Below are 23756 nucleotides of genomic sequence, written 5' to 3' on the forward strand. Positions count from 1 at the left end.
GATTCCGGGACTATGTCGCGCACGTCAAGCGGTCGGGATTTGGACTACATCCACCTGCAGTTGGCGGACACAACAATGCGCCTGCTTCGGGGGAAGGTAGTAACCACCTTTGGACGGCTTACCCATCGCTTGGCCGTTGTCGTATCAGAAGAGTTGGCTGTCCAAACGGTCAATTTGCTCAGGCGGGAACTGACCCGTGCGGCGCGTCTGTTGCAAGTGCCCTTGTTTGAAACCGTAGAGCGCGGCGGTTTCGCTTTTCTGGAGTCGGAAGGGCGGGGCTGTGCGTCCATTGACGAACTGATAGAGGAAATGGAGGCGATGATGGAAACCACCGGATGCGCACCGTGTGTACCGTATCCTTTTCAAGGCAGCATTGCTTTATATCATCCCGAAGCGTGGCGGGACATGCGCTCTGCCGTAGGCGCCTTGCGTTGGCTGAGGCGCTCGCGTGTTCTGGGCGTCGCCTCGGTAGTTGTAATCGTGTTGAATCAAGCAGTCCCGCTGGTAATGAACAATCTGGAACAAGGTTTAGCACGGGAAACGGTTTTCATTTAATCGTTTTGCAAAGGGGGTGATGCCTGCCGGTGTGAACTTGTCCCTCGGCTGCCGATCCTCGTCTCGCATAAACCCCAAGGACCCAGCATAGCATAAATATGTATGTACATCTTGTACACATTGTGCTATGCTGGGAGGTGAAGGGGGTTATGAGCATGCTGATGGAGATGACTTTCAGCTCCGCGCGCAAGTCTTTTACTGAGCTTTTCGATGGGGTGTGGCATCGTTTCCTTCCGGCCCTGGTCAGGCGGCGTCAGACCGAAGAGGTCCTGCTGGTACGCCGGGACCTGCAGCAGGATATCCTGAAAGCCTACACATTGAAGCCCGAAGTCTTGCGGGAAGAGGACGGCTCCATTACTATGGCCCTTGATGTGCTCGACATAGCCGTCAACGCGCCCACCTTTGGGGAAGCCGTTGACCGGTTGGTGGAGGAGCTTAAGATCTACGCGGAGGACTACTTTAACCGCTCACAGTTGTACCTTAACGCGCCGAACAGGCGGGGCCATTTCCCCTTCGTCCTGCGCGTCTGGCTCTGCGATGACGACAAGCAGATTCGGTCCCTGCTGGAGCTGTAGCACATGCCGCCAACCTTCGGGCAATTGAAGAAATTCTGCGAAAAGAACGGTTGGTACCTGATCCGCAACACCGACCATTGGTACTATGAGAAGGTACTGTCCAACGGGATCGTTCTCCGGACCAGGGTCAGCCATTCGGTGGGCAAAGAAATTCCCGGTCACTTATGGCGGAAGATCCTTAAACAATTGCAGGTTACCGAAGATGAGTTCTACAGAAATCTCTAATCGGATTCTCTTTTCGGATTCTCTTTAGGAGGTGCAAAGTCGTGCGTAAATGGTTTACCAGCATTCTGGCCCTGGTCTTCATCCTGGCCCCGGCCCTGCCGGCGCTGGCCGGGCCGCCGAGCCATAGCGCGGTGTTTGTGCTCAACGAGAAGACCTACACGGTGGATGGTCAGATGAAGACGATGGACGCCGTGACCTTCGCGGAGAACGGTCGTACTTACGTCCCGGTGCGCTACCTGGCCCTGGCCTGCGGCGTCCCGCAAGACAAGATCGGCTACGCAAACGGGCAGGTCACGCTGACCATGCCGGACAGCGTGATCGGGGACACCGTGGTCAAGCTCTGGGTCGGCAAGCGCGACCTCAAGATCAACAACGAGGCCAAGACCATGGACGTAACCGTCCTGGCCCGTAACGGGCGGACCTATCTCCCGGCGCGGTGGGTGGCCCAGGACGGGTTCGGCTACAAGGTGGACTGGGTGGCCACGAAGAATGCGGTGCTCATCTACCCGCCGGGTGCCGAGCCGCCGGCGGTGATCGAGCCGGTGCCCGAGCCGCCGGGGGAGGTCAAGGAGTTCGAGGCTGAGGGCAGCCTCAAGGACAGGTACCCGAACGACCCGTATGTTAAGAGCGGCTCCCTGTCCCGGGCCGACTACATGGTGGCCGACCTGTCCGATTTGCCGATCAAGGTCGGTTCGACCACCGTCTACAAGCTGAGCTTCGCCGGGCCGGAGCCCCCGATTCCCGACGGCCGCTTCTACGTCGAGCAGTCCAATCCGGGCGCCAAAGAGGCCAGCTTGATGTTCGCCAAGGACGGTAAGATCGTGGAGTTCTCCGGCGACGATCTCCACAATGGCGGGGAGACCCACTGGACGCAGAAGTACTTCATCACGGTGGACACCCTCCAGACCGCGGACGAGGTGTGGGTTGAGGGCATTGACGGGTATAACAGCTACATTCTAATCTTGCCCAACCCGGCGAAAGGGAGGATGTAAGCCGTGAGAAAACTGGCCTGGCTCTTAACTCTCCTGATGATCCTGACGGCCGTCCCCTGGGGGGCGGCCTTCGCTTCCCCCGAACAAACCCTGGCTGAAGAAGTCGTCGTCGGCAAGTTTATCTTCGAAGGCTACTGGGACATCTGGGGCGCAAACGGCAAATGGACCAACAACACCGGCCCAGGCAGCAAGAACCTGAGCGTCGATTCCCTGGTGGTGTATCCGTCAGGCTGGGCCGAGGGCAGCCGGGGACTCAAGGACCTCCTGCGGCGATACGAACTGACCCGCGCCGAGGTCAAGTACGTCTACCCCTTTGGCGAGGCGGAATACAACGACGCCGGCAAGCGCTACGACATGCCCTGGGTAGTTCTTGGCAAGAAAGAAGGCTATTACTGGGAGCACTACCGTACCATGCCCAACAACCCGCGGGCGGAGATCAAGAGCTTCGATCCCCAAACCGGGGCAACGGTGGTTAAGTGGACCATCGACTATCCCGCGAAGCTGAACCCAGCCGACCCGAAGTCGGCCCCGAGAGGACCTGAAGACAAGGCTAAGAGCACCAAGGACTGGCTGAAAAACGGCGAGTGGGACAAGATCGACCTGCGGTTCGCCAGCAAGACGGACCTGGACAAGATCAGGACCAACAAAGCCCTGGAGGGCTGGCGGGTCTACTTCCCGGCCATCGTGGCCTGGTACGGCATCCCCAAACCCGAGGTCAACCTCATCGCGGTGGACATCGACCCGGGCGTGGACGAGCCGGAACCCGGCCAAAAGTACACCGGCACCGTCACCTTCTACAACGCCTCGGACATGCCCCTTGAGGACGTGCCGGTAGCCTTCTACAATGGCGCCTTCCGGGGATACCTGAAGGACGACGCCGGCAATACCGTCACCAGCGCCGACTTCGCGCCGGGCGAAGAGAAGACCTTTAACTTCACCTGGACGGCTCCGGGGACGGGCGAAGCGACACTTAAAGGCGTCATCGACACCCCGCCGTTGCCGGATAACTACGCGGAGACCGATGAGAGCGACAACATCGTCGAGGTCCGGCTCTCCGTGATCGGCCCGCCGCCGCCGAGCGGGCCGGGCTCCCTGACTTTCACCGCGGTCAGCCAGAGCGGCAAGTACACCCGTCCGCCGGGGACGGCCAAGTGGACCGACTGGGTAACGGCCACGCTGACCGTGCCGGCGCCGACGCCGCCGAAGGGGACATTGAAGTCCTGGAGCATCACCTCGGCCAAGCTGACCTACCCCAAGAAGCACCCGTGGTTTACGTTTGGGTCACCCTGGCCGCCGCAGGGTACGAAGACGATCAACATGACGCCGCAGGGTCATACAGCGACAGCGAAGTTCCAGGAGGACTGGAGCCTGAACGGAGCCCCGGTCTACGCGCGGTACATCGACGGAGACGGTGAGCTGGTTGATGAGGGCGAGGTTCCCGGCGAAACCTATTACCCAATCACGGCCACGTACACGGTACATTACACCTACGAATACCAGGTGAGACACCGGAGTTGCAGCACTGACGCAAACGGCCACCGTTCCTGCGACACATGGTATGAAACCAAGACCGGCAGCGGCACCGACAGCGGTACGGTAAGCGGTAGGCTCTTGGTAGACGGATCGGGAGTCAACAGTCTGTAGCAGGCTGGAAATAAGAGGGCCGGGCAAGCGCTCCGGCCCTCTTGATTCTAAGCGAGCATTCTACAGAAAACGGAGGCTTGAGAAGAATGAAGTTCATGATCATGAGAATCAATAGCAACAGAGCGCTGGGCAGCGATAAGGATGAGATTATTCAGTCTTCCACTCAGTTGGCGGTCCAGGAATTATTTAGCTCCATAAGCCCGGACACGATTGTCTATGGTGCAGAATTGAAAAGGGGTGTGGTTGCACCCTTTACAGTGTATGAGACCAACAGGGGTGACTTAGAAACTAGTTGAAACTTGAGGTTATCAAGTGTAAACCCGTGTATGCGAATCATCTCGTCAATATACTTGGTTGCTGATTCTGGGGTTAAGTCACTGGGGTATGTCGGCCATAGGCGCTCTTGCGCCAATAATTCCTCAAAGGACGTTCTGTGACTGAATTTGAGAAGAATCTTCGTCCATTGCTGGGGGGTTAATCGTTGCCTAAGTTCAATAACTCGCAACAGTGTCCAGTTCAGTTGACTGTCGCTTGGGTTTCGAAGATGTTGCTTGATCACATCTTTACAGTCGGCATAAAGTCTCTCCCGGATACCAGTTAAGAGACCATAGTCTTCCACAACTTTATCTACCGTAGGATGTATGGCTACGTCACAAATCCTGGCTAAAAAGTTTCTCTTAGTCCAAGTTTCCCGGTCTACTCTTTCAGAACCTATCTGATCCCATAACCATGGAAACCCCAAAGACCCGTGGACAAATAAATGAGCAAGTTCGTGAGCAATGTCGGAAGGCGTGTAGTCATCGGCAACAGCTATTACTGCTGCATAGTTGCGATCGGTACGCAAGTTTTCTTTATCCTGAGCTGACAATGGTGTAATGATTAGTGCTGCATAACAAGTCCGAGCAAGATCAATGCGGATGGCGCTTTGTATTTGTGCCATTTGGAGGATTACAAGGTGTGCGTTAGGAATTACATCCTGGGTATCCCGCCAGAGTCTAAGCAGAGGCTTGTTTCCCATGACTGCTTTGCGTAGTCTTGGATGTGAAGTGTTAAAGCTGAACTGCTCCATAAACATACCCTCCCACAGACCTCCGTTACGATTGAGTAGATTATAACAAAATCAACCATTGGATTCTATAGGCATTGAAGAGAGCCATGCCAACCAAAGTGAAAGAGTTAGGTCTTTAGGAAATTAAACTCGTAATGCCGAGGACGAACCCTGAGGGGGTACAAGCCTTGCGTGAAGGGGGTGAATGCCCTTCCTGATGAACGCCGGTGTCCGGTGTTACAGTAATTCCGTTTAGATGCCGTAAATGAGGCCGGGAATCCCCGGCCTCAAGTGCTTTGTAGGAGGTGATCTTCAATACGGCTCTTCAACATCCGTGACGAACGAGGCTTCATGGCGACCTACTTTCTGGCTCTGCTGCTGGTGTTCCTCATCCTTATGTTTGGCATGGCCATCAGCGTGTCGTTCGGCGGGCACAAGGTGGCCTACGCAACGTACCAGTGGTTTGGCGAAGCCTTAAACTACGCGGCATGGGAAGCGAACCAAGACGGGGATCCGACCCAGGTAAGCCTGCGAACGAGCGCCGCAAAGAGGGCGTTCGCCGAGGTTTTCGCCGAAATGACCGGTACCACGTACAGTAATGATTCGTTTGTTCCGCGCGGGAGTACGAGCGTTTATCCGGGGCCGATTACCTTGGGCAGTTTTGTTCCCATCGAGCCGGGAGATCCCGTCCCTAACGGAACGGCTTCGCAGCCAGGGTACGTGGCAACAATCAGTGTTCCTGTATTCGGCGGGGCCTACCCTGTTGTGGGAGAGCAGTACGTGTCGATCCCCATGCGCTGTTTCGCCGTAGTGCAATCGGTCGAGGGCCAAGTCAACTAACCGAGCAAAGAAAGGAGTGATCGGCCATATCTCTCGAAGTCGCGCGCGACTGGAGCGCACACATGAAGCTGGAGGAGGCGCGCATCGTCCAAGACTTATCCCGCCAGATCATGCGGGAGAGCAGGAACGCTATCGGCGGGCCTCTGCCGCTGGAGGCGCTTGAGCATCTAGTCCGGCAGGCGGTGGTATCCCGGCCCGACATTGCGCCGGTCGAGGAGCAGAGGTTTGTGGACATGATCATCGGCCAGGCCACCGGATACGGTCCCCTCAAGCCATTCTTTATCGGAGAAGCCGCCGAGGAAATCACCGAGGTTTTTATCAATCCTCCTTCGACGAGGGACCAGCCTCCGCGGGTATTCATCGCCAAACACGGCCGCATCCATCAGGTAAACGAAACCGTCTTTGCGAACGACGAGGAGGTAAGACAGTTCTGCCAGCGCATCTGCGAGAGCGTGGGCCGGCCTTTCACGGCGGACGCGCCCATCGTGGACGCCTGGCTGCCCGATGGGTCACGCATCGCTGTTATGGGCTATAAGGTCAGTCCTCTGGGCACCGTGGCCGCGATCCGCAAGTCACCTTTGAGGCGCCCGCCCATGCCCCTGGATAAGCTGGTGGCCTACGGTGCCTTCCCGCCGTTTGTTGCCGGGTTGATGGTTGACCTGCTCGTCAAGGGCCGGGCGAACCTCGGCATTTGGGGACGCACGGACAGCGGCAAGACGACGGTCATGCGCAGCCTGGGGGCGTTTATCGACACCAGTGAGCGCGTGATAATCGCCGAACCCAGCTTTGAATTGGCCCTGCCGCATCTGCCCAACTGCGTTAACCTTGTTGAGGTCTACTACGGTCAGGATGCCATTGTCTCAATGACCCAGATATGCAAGGCCGTTAACCGCAACACTCCCGACCGCGGCATTGTGGCGGAAATACGTTCCCAGGAAGCTATTGATGCCAGCCAGATAGCTGCTTCGACTCCTTGCGGCTTCTGGACATCAGGGCATGCCGGCGGTGTCCCCGAGTTTCGCTCACGCATCTACGGCATGTGGCTTAACGGCAAGGTCCAGTTACCCATGGAATTTCTTGATGAGATCATTAGGTCGATGTTCCACTTCCTCATCTTCCTTGATAAAGACAGCGCCGGCCAGAGGGCGTTGATGTCCATTGTCGAGGTCACTTCGGACGGTTATCGCCCCATCGTTGAGTTTGACGAACAGGAGTTCCTACGGACCAAAGGCAAGGTGCGCCGTTGGTGTTACAGGCAGACGGTGACCCCCGAACGCCTGGCGAGGCTTGCTTTCCGAGGCGCCGAAATCAAGCCGGAATACCAGGCCGTGCACCGGGAGTTTCTGAACGAGGAGGTATAGTGCTTGAGCGTCTTTGTTTTCTTGGGAGGGCTCTTCATGAGCCTGTTCTTGCTTTTCCGCACCCTGGCCACCGGGGAATCACCGGTCAAACAAGATCCCAGAAGCCTTGTGGCATCCCTCGTTTTGCGTGGAGGCACGTGTTTGGGAACCGCCGTGGCGCTGTTCTTTATAGGTACCACGTTTTTGGGAACACCGGTCTCTGGTCTGGCCCTCGGGCTGCTGGGATGGTTCCTTCCCCACTGGATTGAAGAAGTGATAGCGAGCAGAAGGCAGGCAAAGTTACGAGCCTTGGCCCGGGACTTCATTACCAGCGCCGCGGGGCTTTACTCGGGCAACCAGACAACCATTGAGGTCGTCCGACTGGCGGCGGAACGCTTCGGGCCGCCGTTCGGCCGGGAGTTTGAGGACATGGTGGCGCAGAACAAGTTCAACCGTGGTGCGTCTTTCAAACAGATGTTCGAGGCGATGGGCGAAAAGTACGGCCTTGACGAGCTGCGGGCCGTGGGACACATCATAGCCGCGTCCGAAATAGCCGGTGGGCCGCAGGCGGCCGCCAGGGGGCTCAAGCGGCTTGGCGAGGCTCTGCGGCAAAGAGACAAGCAGTTATCGGACAGGAAGAAAGGTCTGTTTGAACCTCTCGTCGCCGGGGTTGTAGCCCTGTTGGGAATCCTGGCCGGCCTGGTGCTGGATGTGACGATAGCCAGGCCGTATTTTGACGGCGCCGGGCGGTGGATTCTGACCGCCAGCACGGTGCTTATGGTGGGCATGGCCTTTGCGGTAATGCGCTTGTCGAGCGCAAAAGATCTTCTCCAGACCGCGCCCAGGGGCAAAAGCCCCGCCTCCCAGCCCGAGAAGCCGGACGCCCCGGCCGGGCGTCGTTTAACAGCCGGGATTCGTACATCAATTGTCAGGGGGGAGTGAACCGTGCTTCTCTATCTTGGTCTATTCTTAACGCTGCTGGCTACCCTGATCGTCCTGACCGTGCCTTTCGATGATTATGAACCCAGCCCGGCACAGCTTACGGCCGACCGGGTGCGCCAAAAGCTCATCGAGCATTATACCCGCGGAACGAAAGAGGTCACTCTGAAGGTATTGGGAAGGTCGGTGGGACAGTTAATCAGGTTTTCAATGCTGTTCGGCGGCATCTTGGGCGGCCTTACTTTCCTGGCCTCGGTGCGCTTCATCGGCCTTTGGGCTTTACCCTTGGCCGTGCTGGTCGGACTGGGCGGCATCGGCGTCGTCGAGTTCGGCTTACGAAACGAGTTCCGGTCCTGGCAGGACCGGATGGTGGACGGTTTGCCGCAGCTTGTCGGCTTCGTGCCAGCCTTCCTAAGCGTCGGCAGCATCACCCCGAGCGAGGCGTTAAGACTCACCTTACCGTTCTTGCCCCAGCCCTTGCGGTCTGAAATGGCTGCGGTGGTGGACAAAATCACGGACACGGGGAAGGTGCGGGAAGCGCTCGATGAACTGGCCTTGCGCGTGCGGCATCCATTGTTTGACGCAATCGCTTTCCGTCTGGCCGCGGCCTGGGACGTTAAAGTGACGCCCGATCTTTTTGACGACCTGGACGACCAGATTGCATACCGGCGGGCGGAGATGGCGGCCAGAACCACAACTACGAAAGCCGGCCTCCTGGGCTTGATTTGCGCCGGGGGTTTGGCCGGCGCGGGTCTGGTCTTCTTGTACCCGGGCGTAAAGTTTATGTTCAGTCAGGTCGGGAGGGGGTTTGGGATGTAGGGAGGATGGTTGCTAATGGGGAATCGTGGTCGACCGGCAGGGAAGGTGTTGTCGTTACTTATCCGTTTGGTGGCAATCGTGTTTGCCCTGTGGTTGGGGCATCTGTGCTTAAGAGCTGTCGCGTCACTGGTTAAACCTAACTGAAACGTAAGGGGGTAAAACAACCTATGATTAAGTGTCTTAAGGGAAAAGTGCGGATGGTTTCCGGCGTGCTGAAGGACGAGAAAGGCAACCTTGCCGAGTTAGGATGGTGGCTCGGCGGCGGGGCAGTGGCAGTGGCGATCATTCTCATACTCCTGGCCGTTGCTCCCGATACTATGCGGAACCTCTTCGTGGATTTTGTTGACTACATGCGTTCGAGTTTCGGCTTCTAATCCGTTCCAGGAAGTGATGCTATGTTAGGCAAAATCGGAATGGCCCTGGTAACCATCTGGCTTCTGGTGGGTATCGGGGCCTGCCTGGCCATAACCCAGGGGATGATGACTCTCTGGCATGCGACCGAAAACCAGGCCCAGTTTCTCGCCATCAGCCAGGGACGATACGGGGGGTACACAACCGAGGCGGATGAAGCCATGAGGGACTTCTGCCACGATCTAAACCTTGATTGCTCTGAAATCGAAGTCGCAGTGTCGGCTCCCGGTGGTCCCGTACCTTGGGGAACAGTCGTCACGGCAAAAGTTACGGTCCCCTTTAAGTTCCAACTGGGCTCGTTCTTGGTGCCGTTCGAGGTCCCCCTGACCGGCTACGGGCGTTCCGTCAGTACGTATTTGCCCGGCAGCTTTGACGTGACCTACACATGGCCTTCGTAGGGGGCGATGGCGGTGGGGACCAAAGGCCGCGATTTACACCTGTGGCTGACGGCGATAGCAAGTGTCGCCGGCGGCGCAGCCTGGCTTCAGGGCGCTTGCCTGCCGGGCCGCGCCCTACTCCTGTTGTCCGCTGTTGCTTTCTGCTGTTTTTGGGTGATCCAGTGGATAGACATTCCGAGGGCGCGGCGTTGGTCGAGAGCCCTGGGGCTTAAACACGTCGTTGTGGTTCCGGTCTCCCCTCGTTGGGTGTCCATATTGCTGGCCCTGGCCCGAAGGCGGCTGCCGTGCTCTCGAAGGGCATATGAGGTTCACATTTCTGCCGCTTCTGCTGCGGGAACCGTGACTACGGGAGAGCATCTTAAGACGCTGGAAGAAGACCTGATAACCCTCAAGGATATCCTCCCCGGGTGTCTTTTGCTTTGGGAGACTTCCGCGCCCATTCCTTCGAGCATAAGGCGGATCATCCGGAGCTTGCAGCGGCAGGGGTGCGCGATATGGGAGCGCGGACGGTGGCCCGTCCCAGGCTTCCCTTTAATGCCGTCAAAACTTGACTACAGGCATGTGCGCCGGGGGGCGTTAATTGTCCCCGGCGGGAAAGGAGGACCATGAACAAAAGACTGGTTATCGTCGGGTGCGTTATCGCCGCGCTGGTGTTTACCATCCTCATACAGGTCTCCGCCGGCCGGCGTGTCGTGGAGGCCAAGCGTACCGTGGACGCCGTACAGACGACACGATACATACCCGCGGGCGCGGAAATTCCCAGAGACGCGGTAAAGGCGGTGAAGGTGCCCGAAGCTATCGGAGCATCTCTGATTCCCAAACCCGAGGATGTTGCCGGCAAGGTTGCTCGTGTGGCTCTGGTCGAGGGACAGTACGTCTGGAAGGACAGTGTGGGGGTCGGCCGTGCTTGCCGCCCCGGGTTTGTCGAAGTATACGTTCCCGTGGACCTGTCCAGTTCGGCGTGCGTCATTGCCGGGGAGACGGTGGATGTCTACCCGATCGCCAAGTCCGCGGGTGAGATGCCCATGCCGACCACACCTTTGGCCCAAGGGCTCAGAGTTCTGCACAGCCTCGACCAGTCAGGCAAGGAAATCGACCCGACAAAGAGAGCTACCCTCAGCAAGATGGCAGGAACCGATAGGAATATTCCGGTATCGGTCGGACTGGAAGTCCCCCAAGCCTTCGCCCAGCAGATCGTGAGTTTCGCCAGCAAAAAGGCTGTGTATCTAGCGAAGTGTCCCCCGCCGGAGGCGACGCCGGGTGCGTAAGCTGTGCCTGGCTCCCTGGCAATCAATTTCCCCGCTGGCGGTCTTCGGCGGGGAGGCCGGGGAGCTTAAGATTGAGTGGCCGGAGTTAAACGAGTCCCTGATCGACCACCTCACCGGCTCGCCGAACCGGCGGGCCTTCGATCTGGCTCTGGCCGAGTCCGTAAAGCAGGCCAATGCCCAGGCTGCCGGGTTCGCTCTAATTCTCCTTGACCTCGATCACTTCAAGGAGATCAATGATACTCACGGCCACCCCGTGGGGGACGATATGCTGCGGGTGTTTGCCGCCACCTTGCGGGTCACGATTCGCCAGGGCGACTTCGCCGCGCGTTACGGCGGGGAGGAGTTCTGCGTCATCACCCCGGCTTGGCGCGAAGCCTATGTCATCGGGGAAAGAGTGCGGGAAGCCGTGCGGGGCATTTCCGACCTCGTGCGGCTCACCTGTTCTTTTGGATGGGCCGTCTACCCGCTGGATGCGGGGGACGCCGACGAGTTGGTTAAAGTGGCCGACGCGAATCTGTATGCTGCCAAGCGGGCCGGGCGCGATCAAGGCTATCCCAAGCCGGAAGGAGGTTAATGATTGAACTGCCTTATTGCGATTGAAAACGAAGGCGGCAACGCCGAACTTGTTCGAGAGAACCTCCAACGGATGTTTCCCGAGTGGACCTTCGAGGTTTGTACGGACGCCCGGGCGTTGGACACCCACACGGCGGAGCGGCCGGATGTCGTCCTTGTGAGCCGGTTCCTGCCGGGGGGAGAGCCGAAGGTTCTACTCCGGTATCTGCCGGTGATGTTCCCGGCCTCGCATATTGTACTGCTCGTGGGCCGCGTGGACGAGGACTGCAAGGCATACATGCGCGCCGCACAGGATGTCGGGCTGACGAACATTGTCACCGGCATTCTGCCGGGTGACCGCCCCTATACGGTCCCGGTGGCCCTTACGTCCACCCGCGACGGTGCCCCGGTGGATCTGGACGACGGAGTTGAAGCCGAAGAACCCTCGCCGGCTCCCACCTATCCGCTGGCCGAAGAAGCATTCCCCGGTCACGAGCGGAGAATAACCGGCGTCACGCAGCCGGTTCAAGACCTGCCCTACCGTCCGGCCGCCGGCGTTCACGATCCGGTGTCTCCGAGGACTCCGAAAACAGCAAATGCCCACACCGTCCCACCGGACAGCGTGCGGCAGGCAAGGAGCAGGGACCCCCGGCCGATGAGCCGTAAGCAGGGGGTCTTGGTCGTAACCGTCGCCAACAAGGGCGGGGCGGGGAAGACCACCACGGCCGTCACCACCGGCATCGCCCTGGCCTTGGCCGGGGTTGATGTCATCATTGCCGATCTCGATTTTGCCGGGCCGGACGTAGGCAGCTTCTTTGGCATCAAGGCCGCGCAGGGCATCGAGGCCCTGGCCGGCCGGCAGAGCGTAGACGCCCTTATGGACCATACGCTTGTGCCGACCAAGTACGAACATCTGCGTATCCTGCCCGGCCCGGTCGATAAGAGCATTCCCCCGCAGGCGCTCTTTCAGCCGGGAGAACTGCGACCTATCATCGAGGCGTTGCTGGCCCGGGCCGACGTGGTCATATGCGACACGCCGGCGGGCTTCCGGGACCGGCCGTGGCTGCCGGAGGTCTTCGAGGCTGCCGATTTGGTGCTGGCCGTTGTGGATCAAAGCAAATTCAGCGAGGAAGACACGCGCCGGTACGCTCCCGAACTGCTGTTCATGGGGGCTGAGCCGGAGCGTATCCGACTCGTGTTGAACAAATTCTCACCGAAGTTGCACAGGGCCAACGTCATCGAAAGCGCCTTCTGCGCGGGCTTCTCTAAGAATGTACCGCGCAACAAGCTTCCTCGTGTGGTGGCCACCATCCCCGAAGACTGGGATGCCCACAACCTGGCGGGGTACAAGGCCGAAGTTGTCGGCCTGGACGACCCGCGCAGCGCGTGGCACAAGCTCGCCAAGGAGATCGCGGCCCTGGCCGGGGAGGAGTACACCCTTCCAGGCAAGGAAGAGCGCAAGGGCGGGGGTCTGCTGGGGGGGCTGTTGAGGAGGCCGAAACGTGCATAGGGACCTGGTGGAACGGATTTGTAAGATGGCCGCCTACTTGGAGCCCGAGGCCATCGCCGAAGCGGTCAATCTGCCGGTTGATGTTGTCCGGGACATCCTTGAAGGCCGGGTCGAAGCGGATGAGGAGGGTGGAGACCGGGCGGCAACGGTCAAAGTGGTTGAGAAAGCACGGTTTGTGCGCAACCATACCGTGACCGCGATCTCCCCCGGCGGGGGCACGGGCAAGACGACGGTCTTGATCAGCCTGGCCCTGGCCGCCGCCACCCGGTCCCCCGGAGGGCGGCCGGTGGTCATCGCCGACCTGGCCGAGCATGCCCGGGCGGCAATGCTTCTTGGTGTACCGTATCGCATAGAGGCGCTCACGGTGCTGGATTGGTCTTATCAGCCGGCAAGCGAGGTGGCTTACCCTCATCCGGAACTGGACAACCTGCGTATCGTCGCCGGCGTCCCCACGGTGGACGCGCACCAGCGGGTGGCCGGTGATCTGGCCTCCATCGTTAGTAGTCTTCAGCGACAAGGGGAACTGTTGCTTGTCGACGCGCCGGTTGCGCCCGAATCCCGGGACGCGGTGTTGACGGCCGCCGACGCGGTGCTGATCGTCTGCCATCCCCACCCGGTGTACCTGGCCGGAGTCATCCAACTGTTGCCGACCCTGCGGCGATTATCTATTGAAGACAAATGCCTGCTCGTGTTTAACCGGGTCGGGTGTCACGGGGGTCTGACGCCCCAGGCGTGCCGGCAAGAACTACGGAGCTACGGGGGCCTGGTGGATGGCCTGGAACCCATGCTCGACAGTTTTGTGGGGCTCCCCGAAGAACCGCGTGTGTGGGAGCACGTCGGCACCCGCAAGCGCCCGGTGCTCCTGGCAGAGCCCGCTGGACCCTATACCCGGGCGATCATAAACCTGCTGGAAACTCTTTGCCCGCACTGGCGCAAGACCGAGGCGAACACCAGTGGCCTCGGGGGTCTGCTGAAGCGTTTGGTTGGGCGATAGCATATGACCGGGCAATAACTCACGTTATTTGTCAAAGGGCCAGTATGGCCCTTTGTTTTTGCCTTGAGGTATATCAGCAAAAGCAAAATGACTTATAATATTGACAATTGGGAGGAGGGTTCTACATGCCATTTAATGAAGAAGGCTTCTTAAGTCCTGAAATTGAGTCACTTAAATCTGAAATCAAAGACAAATTTGGCGGCCTCTTTGAACTAGGATATTCCTTGAATCGTTATGCTCACCGAATAAAATTCCTCCTAAAATCCAATGCCTACGATCCTCAGAGAATCGTATCAACTATTCTATTCCTTCGAATTCTGAATTCCTTCGCTGCGGTGGTTAGACTTGCCGAAGTGGGGCAGTGTACGGATGCTAAAGTGGTTTTAAGATCGATTTTTGAAGCCTTATTTAGACTTCGCAATTGTACCAAAGATGCTTGCTTTGTTTATGAGTATTTTGAGTCAGATCAGAAAGAGCTTCTAAAGACCCTTAATATTATTAGAGAGGATAAACGTGGTACCTTTAGTAAACTTAAAGGTTATGCCACAGATGAGTTGTATGAGGCAGTGAAAGAAAATGTTAAGGCTAAAGGAATCAAAAAGCCCTCTTGCGAGCAACTTGCTGTTAAGGCGGGACTAGAGACGTATTATGATTGGTGTTATAGGGTTCTCTCTCGCGATGCACACGCTGCACCTGGTGCACTGAATGACTACCTACAAGTGGACGCCAACGGCACCATTACTGGGATCGATTGGGGGCCACAGATGAAGCAAATCCCTTTGGTCATGACAACGGCTGCAACAACTCTATTAATCGCTCTAGATAGTGTTCTACAGTTGTTTGGGCTCGAAGATGCAGAAGGCCAAGAGTTTGAACAGCTTCAGGCAAAACACTTAGCTCTCGCCTCAGAATTGCAACCGGCCAGGGGTGATTAGAAGAAATGGGTGGCCCCAAGACAGAGTGCAAGAACCAGAGCGTTTAATCTCAGGAAGTAAGTTTTCGGAAAAGAGCCATTGGGCTCTCTTTTTTTTGAGGTGGTTTTATGGTCCGGAAAGAGCATAAAGAACGTTGGCCCGCAATTCTCGGGTTGAGCTTATGCCTGGTCCTCTTGGCTGGATGGTGTCCCGGCGACGAATGCGCCAGGGGAACCCTTCTGTCTCTCCCCTGGGCGCTGTGGGGGGCGGGGTTCTACGTATTGTGCCTTGTTGTGCCGGCGCCTTGGATCACACCAGTTGCGGCAGGCGGGCTAGTCGTCCATACCTATCTTACGCGAGTTATGGTGATGGAGCACACCTTCTGCGTGGCCTGCCTGATGGCGGTTGTCTTCACCTGCGTGTTGTTCGTAAAAGGCTCTTCGCTTCACTCCGTGTGGCGCGTGGGGCTTTGGAGTCTCATTATTGCCTTGGCCACAGTTGGTGCTTTGTTGTGGCCGATGCCACCGCCTGTAAGCTCATCGGCCCCAGGCATCCCGGTCGGCACTCTACCGTATCGCACGGCCTTCGCCGAGCCCGTTGCGCAAAACACCGCACCGTCGGCACCGCAAGTTGACGGTATCCAGGCTGCGGCTCCGGATGGGACGCCTGTTTTCCTCGACCCCGCCGAGAGGCCGGTTTTGCTCTTCGCCTCCTGGTGTGACCACTGCTTGGAACCTTTGAAGGCCGTGGCAAAACTGCCGACCGAACGCCGTCCCTACCTGGTCGCCGTCTTCTGGGACGGAGAGGCACGGGAGATCGAGGCGAAACTGCGCGAAGCTGGGCTTGACGGGGCGGGTTATTACACCTCGCCGATGGAGCCGGAAAGTGTCCCGCGTCTTCTCACCGCGACCGGAGAGATCAAAGGCGAGAGCAAGGTATGCGCATACCTCGGAGAGGAGGTGTTGTGAGGTGTGCTGACCACATACGAAACAGCTATGCTTGTCGGGTGCCTGGCGCCCGCTCTGATCGCCGCCTACACCGATGTCCGCCGGTACATTGTTGACGACCGCGTGAGTATTTCGATCTTGCTGGCCGGGCTTACGGCAGCCATCCTCGCCGGCCGCCTTGGTGACGCGCTGTTAGGCGCAGGAGTCGCCGGCGCCCTACTTTTGGTGTGTTGCCTGATGGGAGGCATGGGCGGCGGGGACCTGAAGCTGGCGACCGGTTTGGGGATGTGGTTTTCCTATCCAGGCGTGAGCTATGTACTGGCGGCAGGGGGCCTCATCGCCGTTGTGTGGGGCGCGTACCGTTTGGCCTGTCTCGGGAAACTGCGTTCTTGGGCCAAGACCTTCGGGTTGGGGCTTATGCTCCGGGCATGGGGAGTAAAAGGAGCTATACCGATGGGCCAGCTTCCCGAAGACGGAAGCGTCCCGCAGGAGGCGGTGCCCTTCGGGACGTGCCTGGCGTTGGCCGCCTGGGGATATGCCGTATGGCTACTTTTTGGGGGAAGGGGGTTGAATTCATAAGCGAGCTTACCGTTATTATCGGGTGCCTGCTCCCGGTCTCAGTAGCTGCCTACATTGACTGGAGGCGCTTGGTGCTGCCCAACCTTATCGTGTTGCCTGTCTGGCTTGCGGGATTAGCCTGGGCCTTATACTCCGGCCATATCCAGGATGCTGTACTGGGCATGATCCTGGGTTTTGTGCCGGGATTCATCGGGTTTCAGTTAGGTGGCTTGGGCGGGGGTGACGTAAAACTGATGGCCGCCCTCGGTGCCTGGTTTGGGGTGCTAGTAGTGCCCATCACACTGGCGGGATGTTGCTTAGGATTCGTATGGAGCTTAATCCGGTTGGCCCGTGCGCGCCGACTTAAAGCCTGGGCGCGGAACTTCAAGTGCTCCCTTTACATGCGATACATTCTCCGAGTACAGGGCGCAATGGCGGTCCCGCCCCTTCCCGACAATCCAATGCCGGCATGCGGGAACATGTTGCCTTTTGGCCCCTGTTTAGTTGTTGCAGCGTGGACAGTGTTTCTTTTACCGAAAGGAGGTTTCTAATTTTGCGGCGCTTATTGCGTTTAGTGCCGTACTTGCTTACGACTGCGGTAGGTATCGGGGTGGCGGTGGGTGCCTGGATTTACCTTCAAAACTATCAAACCACGCATAAAGATATGGTGTCCCTACCCGTCCCCACCAGGGATATCCCGGCCTACACCGTAATCGCGTCTGAAGATGTGACACTTAAAGAGTTCGTAAAGGGCGCCGAGGAGCCGACGAGCGCCCGGGAGCCCAAGGATGTTGTCGGCTACATCACCACCGCGCCCCTAACCAAGGGGTGGCAGATAAACAAGCGTGTGCTCACCGACAAGGAAGCGTTCGGCGACAAGCAGGTGGTCGGCGTCAACGTGGACGCCGCCCGGGCGGGGGGCGTGAAAGCGGGCGACATAGTGGACGTGTACTGGCTCACGCCCGAACAGGGAGCCTGGACCGCCTCAATGTCCTCCCGCCTGGTGGCCCAGAACGCGACGGTGCTCAAGGTCTGCGATGAGCGCGGACAGCCTCTTGACGAAACGCAGTCCGTCGTCCAGGGCGCCGTGAATCCTGTCGCGCCACCCAAGAGAACGCCGTCGGTGGTCTATCTGCTCCTTGACCCCGCCGATGTCGGTAAAGTAATCGGCGGGGCTATGCCAAAGTCGAGTTTCATTGCCCTGGCCAAGAAGACCAAGTGGTCCGTGACCCCGGTGCAGGAGGTGATGCCTGGTGCTGAAAGCGCTACGCAAGGAAACGCCGCTCCAGCCACCCCAGCCCAAACACGTTAGCCTGGACGAGGCGGTAGAGCTTGTGCAAAACGCCCTGGCGCAAGAAGAGGACGAAGAGCAAACCCAAGTCTTTCGGGCGGCGGCGGGAGGTATTCCGGAAGCCATCACGGAGGCCAAGCGCAGGCTGGAAAGCATCATTTCGCGCGAAATGATCCATGTTAACGACGAGATGACGAGCGACGCCATAGCCGAGGAAATCTTCCGCCGCGTGTGGGGTCTGGACAAACTGCAGGACCTCCACGACGACCCCGCCGTGGACGAGATCCGGGTGCTGGACAGCGGTCGGGTCTACGTCTCCCGGCGCGGCAAGAATACGCCGGTGGCCCTGCAACTCAACCAGCATGAGATTGAGCGGCTCATCAAGAGAATGATCATGCACGACGTCGGGGTGGCGCTGAACGAAAGTTCCCCCCGGCTGGAGGCCGTCCGACTGGACGGCTCCCGGCTGACGGCGCTCTGCCGCCCTGTGGCGCGGGGCTTCTGCTTCGCTTTGCGTAAACACGGCACAGTGGAAATGACCGTGCGCAATTTGACCCGCTTGGGTACCCTCAACGAGCGCGTTTGGAAGGCGCTGAGCCTTTTGGTTCGCGGCCGGCGCAACGTCCTTATCATCGGTCCCGTTAACAGCGGGAAGACGAGCCTGTTGCGCCGGTTGATCGGCGAGTTGCTGGCGAATCTGTCTATCCGTATCTTAGACCTGGACAACGAGATCCGGGCTTCGGAGGCGTACCCGGACCGGGACATTCTGGAGCTGGAGGCGCACCCGGAGGTCGGGGCGCCGATGAAAAAGCTCTTCGAGTCCATCTTGCGGCTGTCCCCGGACGTAATCATCGTGGGCGAGTTCCGGGGTGTCGGTGAAGCCCTGGAAGCCATACGGGCCTGTATCCGGGGCCACGACGGCAGCATGGCCACGGCGCACTTCACGTCGCCGGCGGAAGCCGTCCGGGGTACGGCGATGCTGATGTTGGAGGAAGGGCTCAACCTCTCCCTCGACATGGCACAGGCGCAGGTGGCCCGGGCCTTCAACGTCGTCGTCCAGATGTTCTCCGATTCCACCCGCGGAGTGAAGAAAATCGTCTCCGTGACCGAGATCGAGGAATCCGGCGGGGAGATCACCTACCGGGAATTGATCAGGTGGGAGCCCTTTACGGCTGACTATCTCGGCCCCGGCAAGTGGGTGTTCGAGAACGCGCCTGGCCCGGCGGCATGCGAGAAAATGCGGCGCTACGGGGTGACGGAAGAGGAAATCCGGGAGGTGTTCCGCCCTGAGTAACGCTGAGCAGCTCTTGATCCTCGGCATATGCGTCGGGTTGGGGGTGGCCGTTGCCGCCCCCTTGCCGCTTCTCTTCCGGATCAAGATAAAGAAAAGGGATGGCCCCAAAGGCGACGCCTTTCAGCGGTGGCTTGCCCAGGTGGAGAGCAAACTGCCGAAGGAAATGCGAGTGTCGCGGTATCTGTATGAGTTGGGCCTGGTCGTCTTCATTACCGGGCTCTTCTTATTCAAGAACCCGGTCCCGGCGTTCTTCGGCGCAGCCCTGGTCATTCTAGTGCCCGACCAGCTCTACTTTCGCCGCTGGCAGGCGCACCGGAAGATGGTGCTGGAGCAACTGAGTTCGGCCGTGAGGCTGTTCGCCGGGGAGTACGCCACCTGCGGGCAGATTGAACGGGCTCTGGCCGCTGTCGGGCGGCGCATTCCCGACCCGGTGGGCAGGATATTCCGCCAGGCGCACACGCGACTTCTGATCGGTAAAGACCCCGACTGGGTGTGGGCCGAGATGATCCGCGAGCTTGACACCCCTCACGGACACAAGTTCGTGCAGCTCGTGCGACTTGCCGCCAAGCAGGGGCCGGTGCTGGCCCCCCTGTTTCACGACTTGGTGTCGCAAATCACCGTGGCGCAGGAGCTTGCGGAGTACAACAAACAAGAGCTGTCCGGTGATCGATACGTCGGCATGCTGCTTACCGTCGCGCCTCTGCCTTTATACTTTCTCCTTCAGGCGTGGGTGCCGGAGTCCAGGGAGTTCTTCGGCGAGACCGTGGCCGGCCGGCTGGTCATCACCTTGAGTTTCCTGTCGGCCATCCTGTGGTTTTTTGTGGATCGGGCGGTGAGCGAGACATGATCGAGTCCTTGTTGACGGGAGCAGTGGCCGGGGGGATTGGGGTAACGGCCGCCGTTTTGACCTGGAGTTTGACGGCTGCGGCCAGGCCGCGCTTCGAAGGTATGCGCGTACCGAGTGTGCCCGTTCATCACAAATGGGACGCCAGCGACCGGGCCGCCGCCGTTGCAGGCATGGCCGGGCTGGCCGGAGGGATGATCCTCACATGGGGCTCGTCCGCAATGGGTTACGCGGGGGTGTTTGCCGGGCTGGCGCTGGCCGTGGGAGCGAAAGTCGTCTTCCGGTGGCGGCTGAACGCGCAAAAGGTCGTGCGCCAGAAAGAGATCGTCGTCCTTTTTGAGACGGTCGAACTCTATATGCGCGCCGGGATGCCGCTGCACCACGCCCTGGCGGCTGCGCGGATGCTGACCCCCAGCCTGCGGCGCGCAGTTGGAGAAGCGCTTACTTACTGGCCTGGCGGCCCGGCCAAGGCCCTGGAAGTCCTGCGGGAAAAGATCGACCTGCCCGAAGCCGACATCCTGGCGTCACTGTTATTGCAAATCGAGCAAGCCGGGATCGACAACCTGGAGGGCATCGTGCGGCGCGAAGGGAAGCGGCTGGAGCAACTCCGGGACGCCGCCGACCGGGCGCGGATCAATATCCGTCCACTGTATCTTGTGCTGTTCCGCGCCCTGCCGTTGGTGGCCTGTCTGGGGATGATCGGCGGGGCGCTGTTCATGCACGTGCGGGACGTGCTCCAGGCCGCAGGACTTTGGGGATGATACAAGGAGGTGATGGCGAAAAGGCGTAAGGCGGACGTTGGGGCACGTTATTCAAAAAAAAGAAAGGGAGGAATAAAGCCTTGCTTAAGAAGCTGTTTCGTGACCAGCGTGGCGCGTATGGCGGGGCGGAACTGATGCTCATTGTGGCCATTGCCGTTGTCGTAACGTCGGCGGTGATGGCGGCGTTCAAGGGCGATGGAACCGTGGGCAGCGGGCTCGCCGGTGGCGCGGGAACTGTTGTCGATAAGGTCAACACCGCTGTCACTGCTCCTTAAAGGCAAGCTTAAACGGCGAAAGGCGCGGGAAACCGCGCCTTTTGTGTTTTTAGGAGGTGCGATGACCATGAAGATAATCATGAATCTGTGGCGGGATTGCCGGGGGACTTACGGCAGCGCCGAACTATTGGTCCTCATCGCCGGCGCGACTGCGGTAACAGTAGCTATTGTTGCCCTTTTGATGCCTGCTTTTCAAGGACTGCACACACGGGCCGAGACAAGCCTGACAACACTCAACGAAACGGGGTTTTAGGAATGTGGCGGGACGAACGCGGGACGGTCCTGACTGTCGAATTCCTTTTGATTGCGATTCTAGTCCTTGTGCTGGCCTTCGGGGGGCTTGATTACTGGCTCATCCAGGCCGAGATGCAGCAGGCGGAACACATCAAGAACTACTACCTGGATCGCATGCGGGTCGAAGGGTACCTTTCCAGCACGGACGAGGCGGACATGCTGGACCGTTTTGCCGATGCCGGGTTCACCGTAACAGGCTTGGAAGGCCCCCGAGAGTCCCAGGGAGACCCGCGAGTCTTGCGAAACGTCCTCGATCCTACGACTTCCGAGGTGTATCTCAGGGTTGAGGCCGTCCCGAAGTCCAAGCCGTTCCTGATGGGACGGCTTTTAGGGCAGGGCTCGTCGGACTTTACCATCCGAGTCGCGGGGAGGGCTTTGAGTGAGCGAGTTGATCCTTAACGAGCGCGGCGCGGTCGGCACCGTGATGCTTCTTCTGTTGATCCCCTTGTTCATTGTAGGGCTTCTCCTGACGATAGAGCATCCTCGCCTGGTTCACGGGGCGGACATCGACCTCGGGCAGGCCGTGGCCGACGCCACCCGCGCCGCGGCCATGTGTGTGGACGAGAGGAGCCAGGCCAACGGCCAGCCGCGGATCGACCCCGACCGGGCGCATGACACGTTCCGGCGCATGCTGGCAGTAAACCTTGGTCTGTCCGATGTGACGCTGGAGCCTCTGGCGGGATCGGGGATGAAGGCCGCGCCCAGCTATATTTTGGTAGTCTACAACGGGGACGACACGTGGATGCCGGGGGCACGGAAATACAGCGATGGGGGAGGCGTAGATTTGCCGTCTTACGGTTTCCCGCAGGCGTTTACTATTAGTTCCGACGACATCGCCTACGGCTCCGGAGAGCGGTCTGTCACATTGTGGGCGCCGGGCTGTGTAGCCGTGGTGAGGGATACCGTCAAGCCGGTGGCTCGGCCGGAAGGAGTAGAGGCTACGCGCTATGCGGTGGCGGAGATCCAGCATCACTAGGGAGGCGATAAGCACATGAGATGGTGGCGAAACGAAGCCGGGACCGCACCTTCATACACCATGTATTTTGTCATCATTTTTGGTTTGGTCATACTTACTGCCGGATATGCGGTGACGAAAACTGACCCACTTATGCGCCTGTCCGCTGCGGAAGCGGAACAGGCCGCCGCCCATTTCCTCCGCACCGTCAGCAGCGGGGACGTTGCCGAGGCCAAGACCCTCGCCGCCGGCCAGGTGGCGTACAACGTGGCCCAGGCCGGAAAGAACGGGCTCCCCAAGGCCGAAGTGGTAGGTGTGGACACCGAAGCCGTGGCTGCCTCCGATAAGTGGGCCAGGGTTCGGGCCACCGTGGAGCTTACGCTTGCCGACGGGTCCCCGGATGTTGGATTTTACGAACTCGAACTGGTCAACGAGGATGGCTGGAAGGTAGTCAATGTCCGGGAAACGGCGCCGGTCGTGGCCGGCCGGGGGCACCGGGTATCCGACGAGGACCTGGCTGAGATGCGGACGGTGTTCGAGCGATACCTGCACCTGCTGGCCGCGGGCAAATACGACCAGGCCGCGAAGGAGTGCTTGGCCGGGCCGGCGCGGAGGGGGCAGGAAGCGGGGGCAAGTGCCCTGGGTAAGGCGGCGGTGATAAAGGACGTGCGGAACCTGAAAGCGGCAGTTCTGTATGGCCGCGACAAGCTGGCTGTTGTGGACTGCCGCTACCGCGCAGATGAGCGGCCGGTACGGGTAGTTGCTACCTTTTGGCGGACGACGCAGGGGTGGCGGGTTGTAGGGTTAGTAGCTAGTTAAACTTGGTTGCAAATCTTGAGAAAGGGAGATTGAAATGCGGAGCACAAGAGCCATCTTATTATTATCTGGTGTGCTGATGTTTATGGTCTTGGGGTTGTTAGGAACCACAACGCCTGTAGCCTATGCTGTGGTGTCGGAAGAGCACGTCCTAACGAATTTGGGTAGCTACACGTTAATAGGCCAGGGGGGGCGCAACCCTCACGAGTATCAATTGGTAGCAACAGGGATTCCACATGGGAACAATCACATTACTTACGTTAAGTATCGTGTTCGTTGTAACAGTAGCTATCGAAGTTCCGCCGCATCCTTATACCTTGCCCATGTCGGTGGGAATCCACAGTACGACCCCGTTGCTGAGCTTGTCAACAATGGCGATCCTATCCTTGCTCTTCCATGTTCTGTATCATCGTCTAGCACCAAAGGGCAGTGGTATACCTATGAGCGAACAGTTACCTCATCAGAAGGACGTGGCAACCGCAATATATATCTTTTCGCAAGAGGTGAGGACGATGCGTACTTCTCTTATACCTTTGAGATTCTCGAAGTCAGATACGTAGAGTATTTCTGGGACGACATTGTTGTTGAGTTAACGCCCGAGCGCTACGTTAAGATTACCGCCAGTCGCAACCCAGGTATCGGACAGACAAAAACCGAGCTGGTCAACTTAACTGACGGTAGAACCATTCCCGTTACA

The 23756-nt window shown here is 58.9% G+C and carries 29 protein-coding genes; 28 read left to right on the forward strand and 1 reads right to left on the reverse strand.

Annotation, left to right across the window (positions count from 1 at the left end; genetic code table 11):
* Window positions 1–39: 39 nt before the first annotated feature.
* The 5 genes from QMC81_02855 to QMC81_02875 all read left to right on the forward strand — a co-directional run bounded on the left by QMC81_02855 (window position 40) and on the right by QMC81_02875 (window position 3991).
* Entirely contained in the window at window positions 40–555 is a 516-nt protein-coding gene (locus QMC81_02855; protein MDI6906417.1) for a hypothetical protein, read from the forward strand.
* A gap of 149 nt (window positions 556–704) precedes the next feature.
* Window positions 705–1130 (forward strand): exoribonuclease R, encoded by a 426-nt coding sequence (locus QMC81_02860; GenBank protein MDI6906418.1) that lies wholly within the window; start codon window positions 705–707, stop codon window positions 1128–1130.
* Between the two features lie 3 nt (window positions 1131–1133).
* A complete protein-coding gene (locus QMC81_02865; GenBank protein ID MDI6906419.1) occupies window positions 1134–1355 on the forward strand; it encodes a type II toxin-antitoxin system HicA family toxin in 222 nt (73 codons plus the stop codon).
* Between the two features lie 41 nt (window positions 1356–1396).
* The gene (locus QMC81_02870; GenBank protein ID MDI6906420.1) at window positions 1397–2347 is read left to right on the forward strand and encodes a copper amine oxidase N-terminal domain-containing protein; all 951 of its coding nucleotides are present in this window, start codon (window positions 1397–1399) and stop codon (window positions 2345–2347) included.
* Window positions 2348–2350: 3 nt separating this feature from the next.
* Window positions 2351–3991 carry a hypothetical protein gene (locus tag QMC81_02875; protein MDI6906421.1) on the forward strand — a complete coding sequence of 547 codons (1641 nt, stop codon included), beginning with the start codon at window positions 2351–2353 and terminating at the stop codon, window positions 3989–3991.
* Window positions 3992–4205: 214 nt separating this feature from the next.
* Here the strand turns inward: QMC81_02875 and QMC81_02880 are convergent, their stop codons facing one another.
* On the reverse strand, window positions 4206–5060 hold the full coding sequence (locus QMC81_02880; protein MDI6906422.1) for a hypothetical protein: 855 nt from the start codon (window positions 5058–5060) through the stop codon (window positions 4206–4208).
* Window positions 5061–5390: 330 nt separating this feature from the next.
* Between QMC81_02880 and QMC81_02885 the strand changes: the two genes are divergently transcribed.
* From QMC81_02885 to QMC81_02995, 23 genes are all read left to right on the forward strand, one after another.
* On the forward strand, window positions 5391–5879 hold the full coding sequence (locus QMC81_02885; protein ID MDI6906423.1) for a hypothetical protein: 489 nt from the start codon (window positions 5391–5393) through the stop codon (window positions 5877–5879).
* Window positions 5880–5941: 62 nt separating this feature from the next.
* Window positions 5942–7240, forward strand: a complete 1299-nt coding sequence (locus QMC81_02890) for an ATPase, T2SS/T4P/T4SS family (protein ID MDI6906424.1) — start codon at window positions 5942–5944, stop codon at window positions 7238–7240.
* A 36-nt stretch (window positions 7241–7276) separates the two neighbouring features.
* Window positions 7277–8161, forward strand: coding sequence for a type II secretion system F family protein (locus QMC81_02895; protein MDI6906425.1), 885 nt, complete (start codon window positions 7277–7279; stop codon window positions 8159–8161).
* Window positions 8162–8164: 3 nt separating this feature from the next.
* Complete coding sequence (locus tag QMC81_02900; protein ID MDI6906426.1) at window positions 8165–8977, forward strand: hypothetical protein; 813 nt, start codon at window positions 8165–8167, stop codon at window positions 8975–8977.
* A gap of 167 nt (window positions 8978–9144) precedes the next feature.
* On the forward strand, window positions 9145–9351 hold the full coding sequence (locus QMC81_02905) for a hypothetical protein (protein MDI6906427.1): 207 nt from the start codon (window positions 9145–9147) through the stop codon (window positions 9349–9351).
* 21 nt (window positions 9352–9372) lie between these two features.
* The gene (locus QMC81_02910) at window positions 9373–9786 is read left to right on the forward strand and encodes a hypothetical protein (protein MDI6906428.1); all 414 of its coding nucleotides are present in this window, start codon (window positions 9373–9375) and stop codon (window positions 9784–9786) included.
* Between the two features lie 605 nt (window positions 9787–10391).
* Window positions 10392–11054: an SAF domain-containing protein gene (locus QMC81_02915; GenBank protein ID MDI6906429.1), complete on the forward strand. Its 663-nt coding sequence runs from the start codon at window positions 10392–10394 to the stop codon at window positions 11052–11054.
* On the forward strand, window positions 11047–11628 hold the full coding sequence (locus QMC81_02920) for a GGDEF domain-containing protein (GenBank protein ID MDI6906430.1): 582 nt from the start codon (window positions 11047–11049) through the stop codon (window positions 11626–11628). The genes QMC81_02915 and QMC81_02920 overlap by 8 nt, the downstream gene beginning before the upstream one ends.
* A 3-nt stretch (window positions 11629–11631) precedes the next feature.
* Window positions 11632–13116 carry a ParA family protein gene (locus tag QMC81_02925; GenBank protein MDI6906431.1) on the forward strand — a complete coding sequence of 495 codons (1485 nt, stop codon included), beginning with the start codon at window positions 11632–11634 and terminating at the stop codon, window positions 13114–13116.
* A complete protein-coding gene (locus tag QMC81_02930; GenBank protein MDI6906432.1) occupies window positions 13109–14110 on the forward strand; it encodes a hypothetical protein in 1002 nt (333 codons plus the stop codon). The genes QMC81_02925 and QMC81_02930 overlap by 8 nt, the downstream gene beginning before the upstream one ends.
* Before the next feature lie 125 nt (window positions 14111–14235).
* A complete protein-coding gene (locus QMC81_02935; GenBank protein MDI6906433.1) occupies window positions 14236–15045 on the forward strand; it encodes a DUF5677 domain-containing protein in 810 nt (269 codons plus the stop codon).
* A 707-nt stretch (window positions 15046–15752) separates the two neighbouring features.
* Complete coding sequence (locus QMC81_02940; GenBank protein MDI6906434.1) at window positions 15753–15992, forward strand: hypothetical protein; 240 nt, start codon at window positions 15753–15755, stop codon at window positions 15990–15992.
* A 3-nt stretch (window positions 15993–15995) separates the two neighbouring features.
* Complete coding sequence (locus QMC81_02945; GenBank protein MDI6906435.1) at window positions 15996–16550, forward strand: A24 family peptidase; 555 nt, start codon at window positions 15996–15998, stop codon at window positions 16548–16550.
* Between the two features lie 646 nt (window positions 16551–17196).
* A complete protein-coding gene (locus QMC81_02950) occupies window positions 17197–17841 on the forward strand; it encodes an RcpC/CpaB family pilus assembly protein (GenBank protein MDI6906436.1) in 645 nt (214 codons plus the stop codon).
* A complete protein-coding gene (locus QMC81_02955) occupies window positions 17783–19114 on the forward strand; it encodes an ATPase, T2SS/T4P/T4SS family (protein MDI6906437.1) in 1332 nt (443 codons plus the stop codon). Before QMC81_02950 ends, QMC81_02955 begins: the two co-directional genes overlap by 59 nt.
* Before the next feature lie 61 nt (window positions 19115–19175).
* Entirely contained in the window at window positions 19176–19961 is a 786-nt protein-coding gene (locus QMC81_02960) for a hypothetical protein (GenBank protein MDI6906438.1), read from the forward strand.
* A complete protein-coding gene (locus tag QMC81_02965; protein MDI6906439.1) occupies window positions 19958–20719 on the forward strand; it encodes a hypothetical protein in 762 nt (253 codons plus the stop codon). The genes QMC81_02960 and QMC81_02965 overlap by 4 nt, the downstream gene beginning before the upstream one ends.
* A gap of 80 nt (window positions 20720–20799) precedes the next feature.
* Complete coding sequence (locus tag QMC81_02970) at window positions 20800–20994, forward strand: hypothetical protein (protein ID MDI6906440.1); 195 nt, start codon at window positions 20800–20802, stop codon at window positions 20992–20994.
* A 67-nt stretch (window positions 20995–21061) separates the two neighbouring features.
* Entirely contained in the window at window positions 21062–21247 is a 186-nt protein-coding gene (locus QMC81_02975) for a hypothetical protein (GenBank protein ID MDI6906441.1), read from the forward strand.
* Between the two features lie 2 nt (window positions 21248–21249).
* On the forward strand, window positions 21250–21687 hold the full coding sequence (locus tag QMC81_02980) for a hypothetical protein (GenBank protein ID MDI6906442.1): 438 nt from the start codon (window positions 21250–21252) through the stop codon (window positions 21685–21687).
* Window positions 21668–22264 carry a hypothetical protein gene (locus QMC81_02985; protein ID MDI6906443.1) on the forward strand — a complete coding sequence of 199 codons (597 nt, stop codon included), beginning with the start codon at window positions 21668–21670 and terminating at the stop codon, window positions 22262–22264. Before QMC81_02980 ends, QMC81_02985 begins: the two co-directional genes overlap by 20 nt.
* A 132-nt stretch (window positions 22265–22396) precedes the next feature.
* Window positions 22397–23062 (forward strand): hypothetical protein, encoded by a 666-nt coding sequence (locus QMC81_02990; protein MDI6906444.1) that lies wholly within the window; start codon window positions 22397–22399, stop codon window positions 23060–23062.
* 34 nt (window positions 23063–23096) lie between these two features.
* On the forward strand, window positions 23097–23756 hold a 660-nt coding region (locus tag QMC81_02995), incomplete at its 3' end, for a hypothetical protein (protein MDI6906445.1).

Source organism: Thermoanaerobacterales bacterium, assembly GCA_030019475.1.
Taxonomy (GTDB): Bacteria; Bacillota; Desulfotomaculia; order Desulfotomaculales; family JASEER01; genus JASEER01.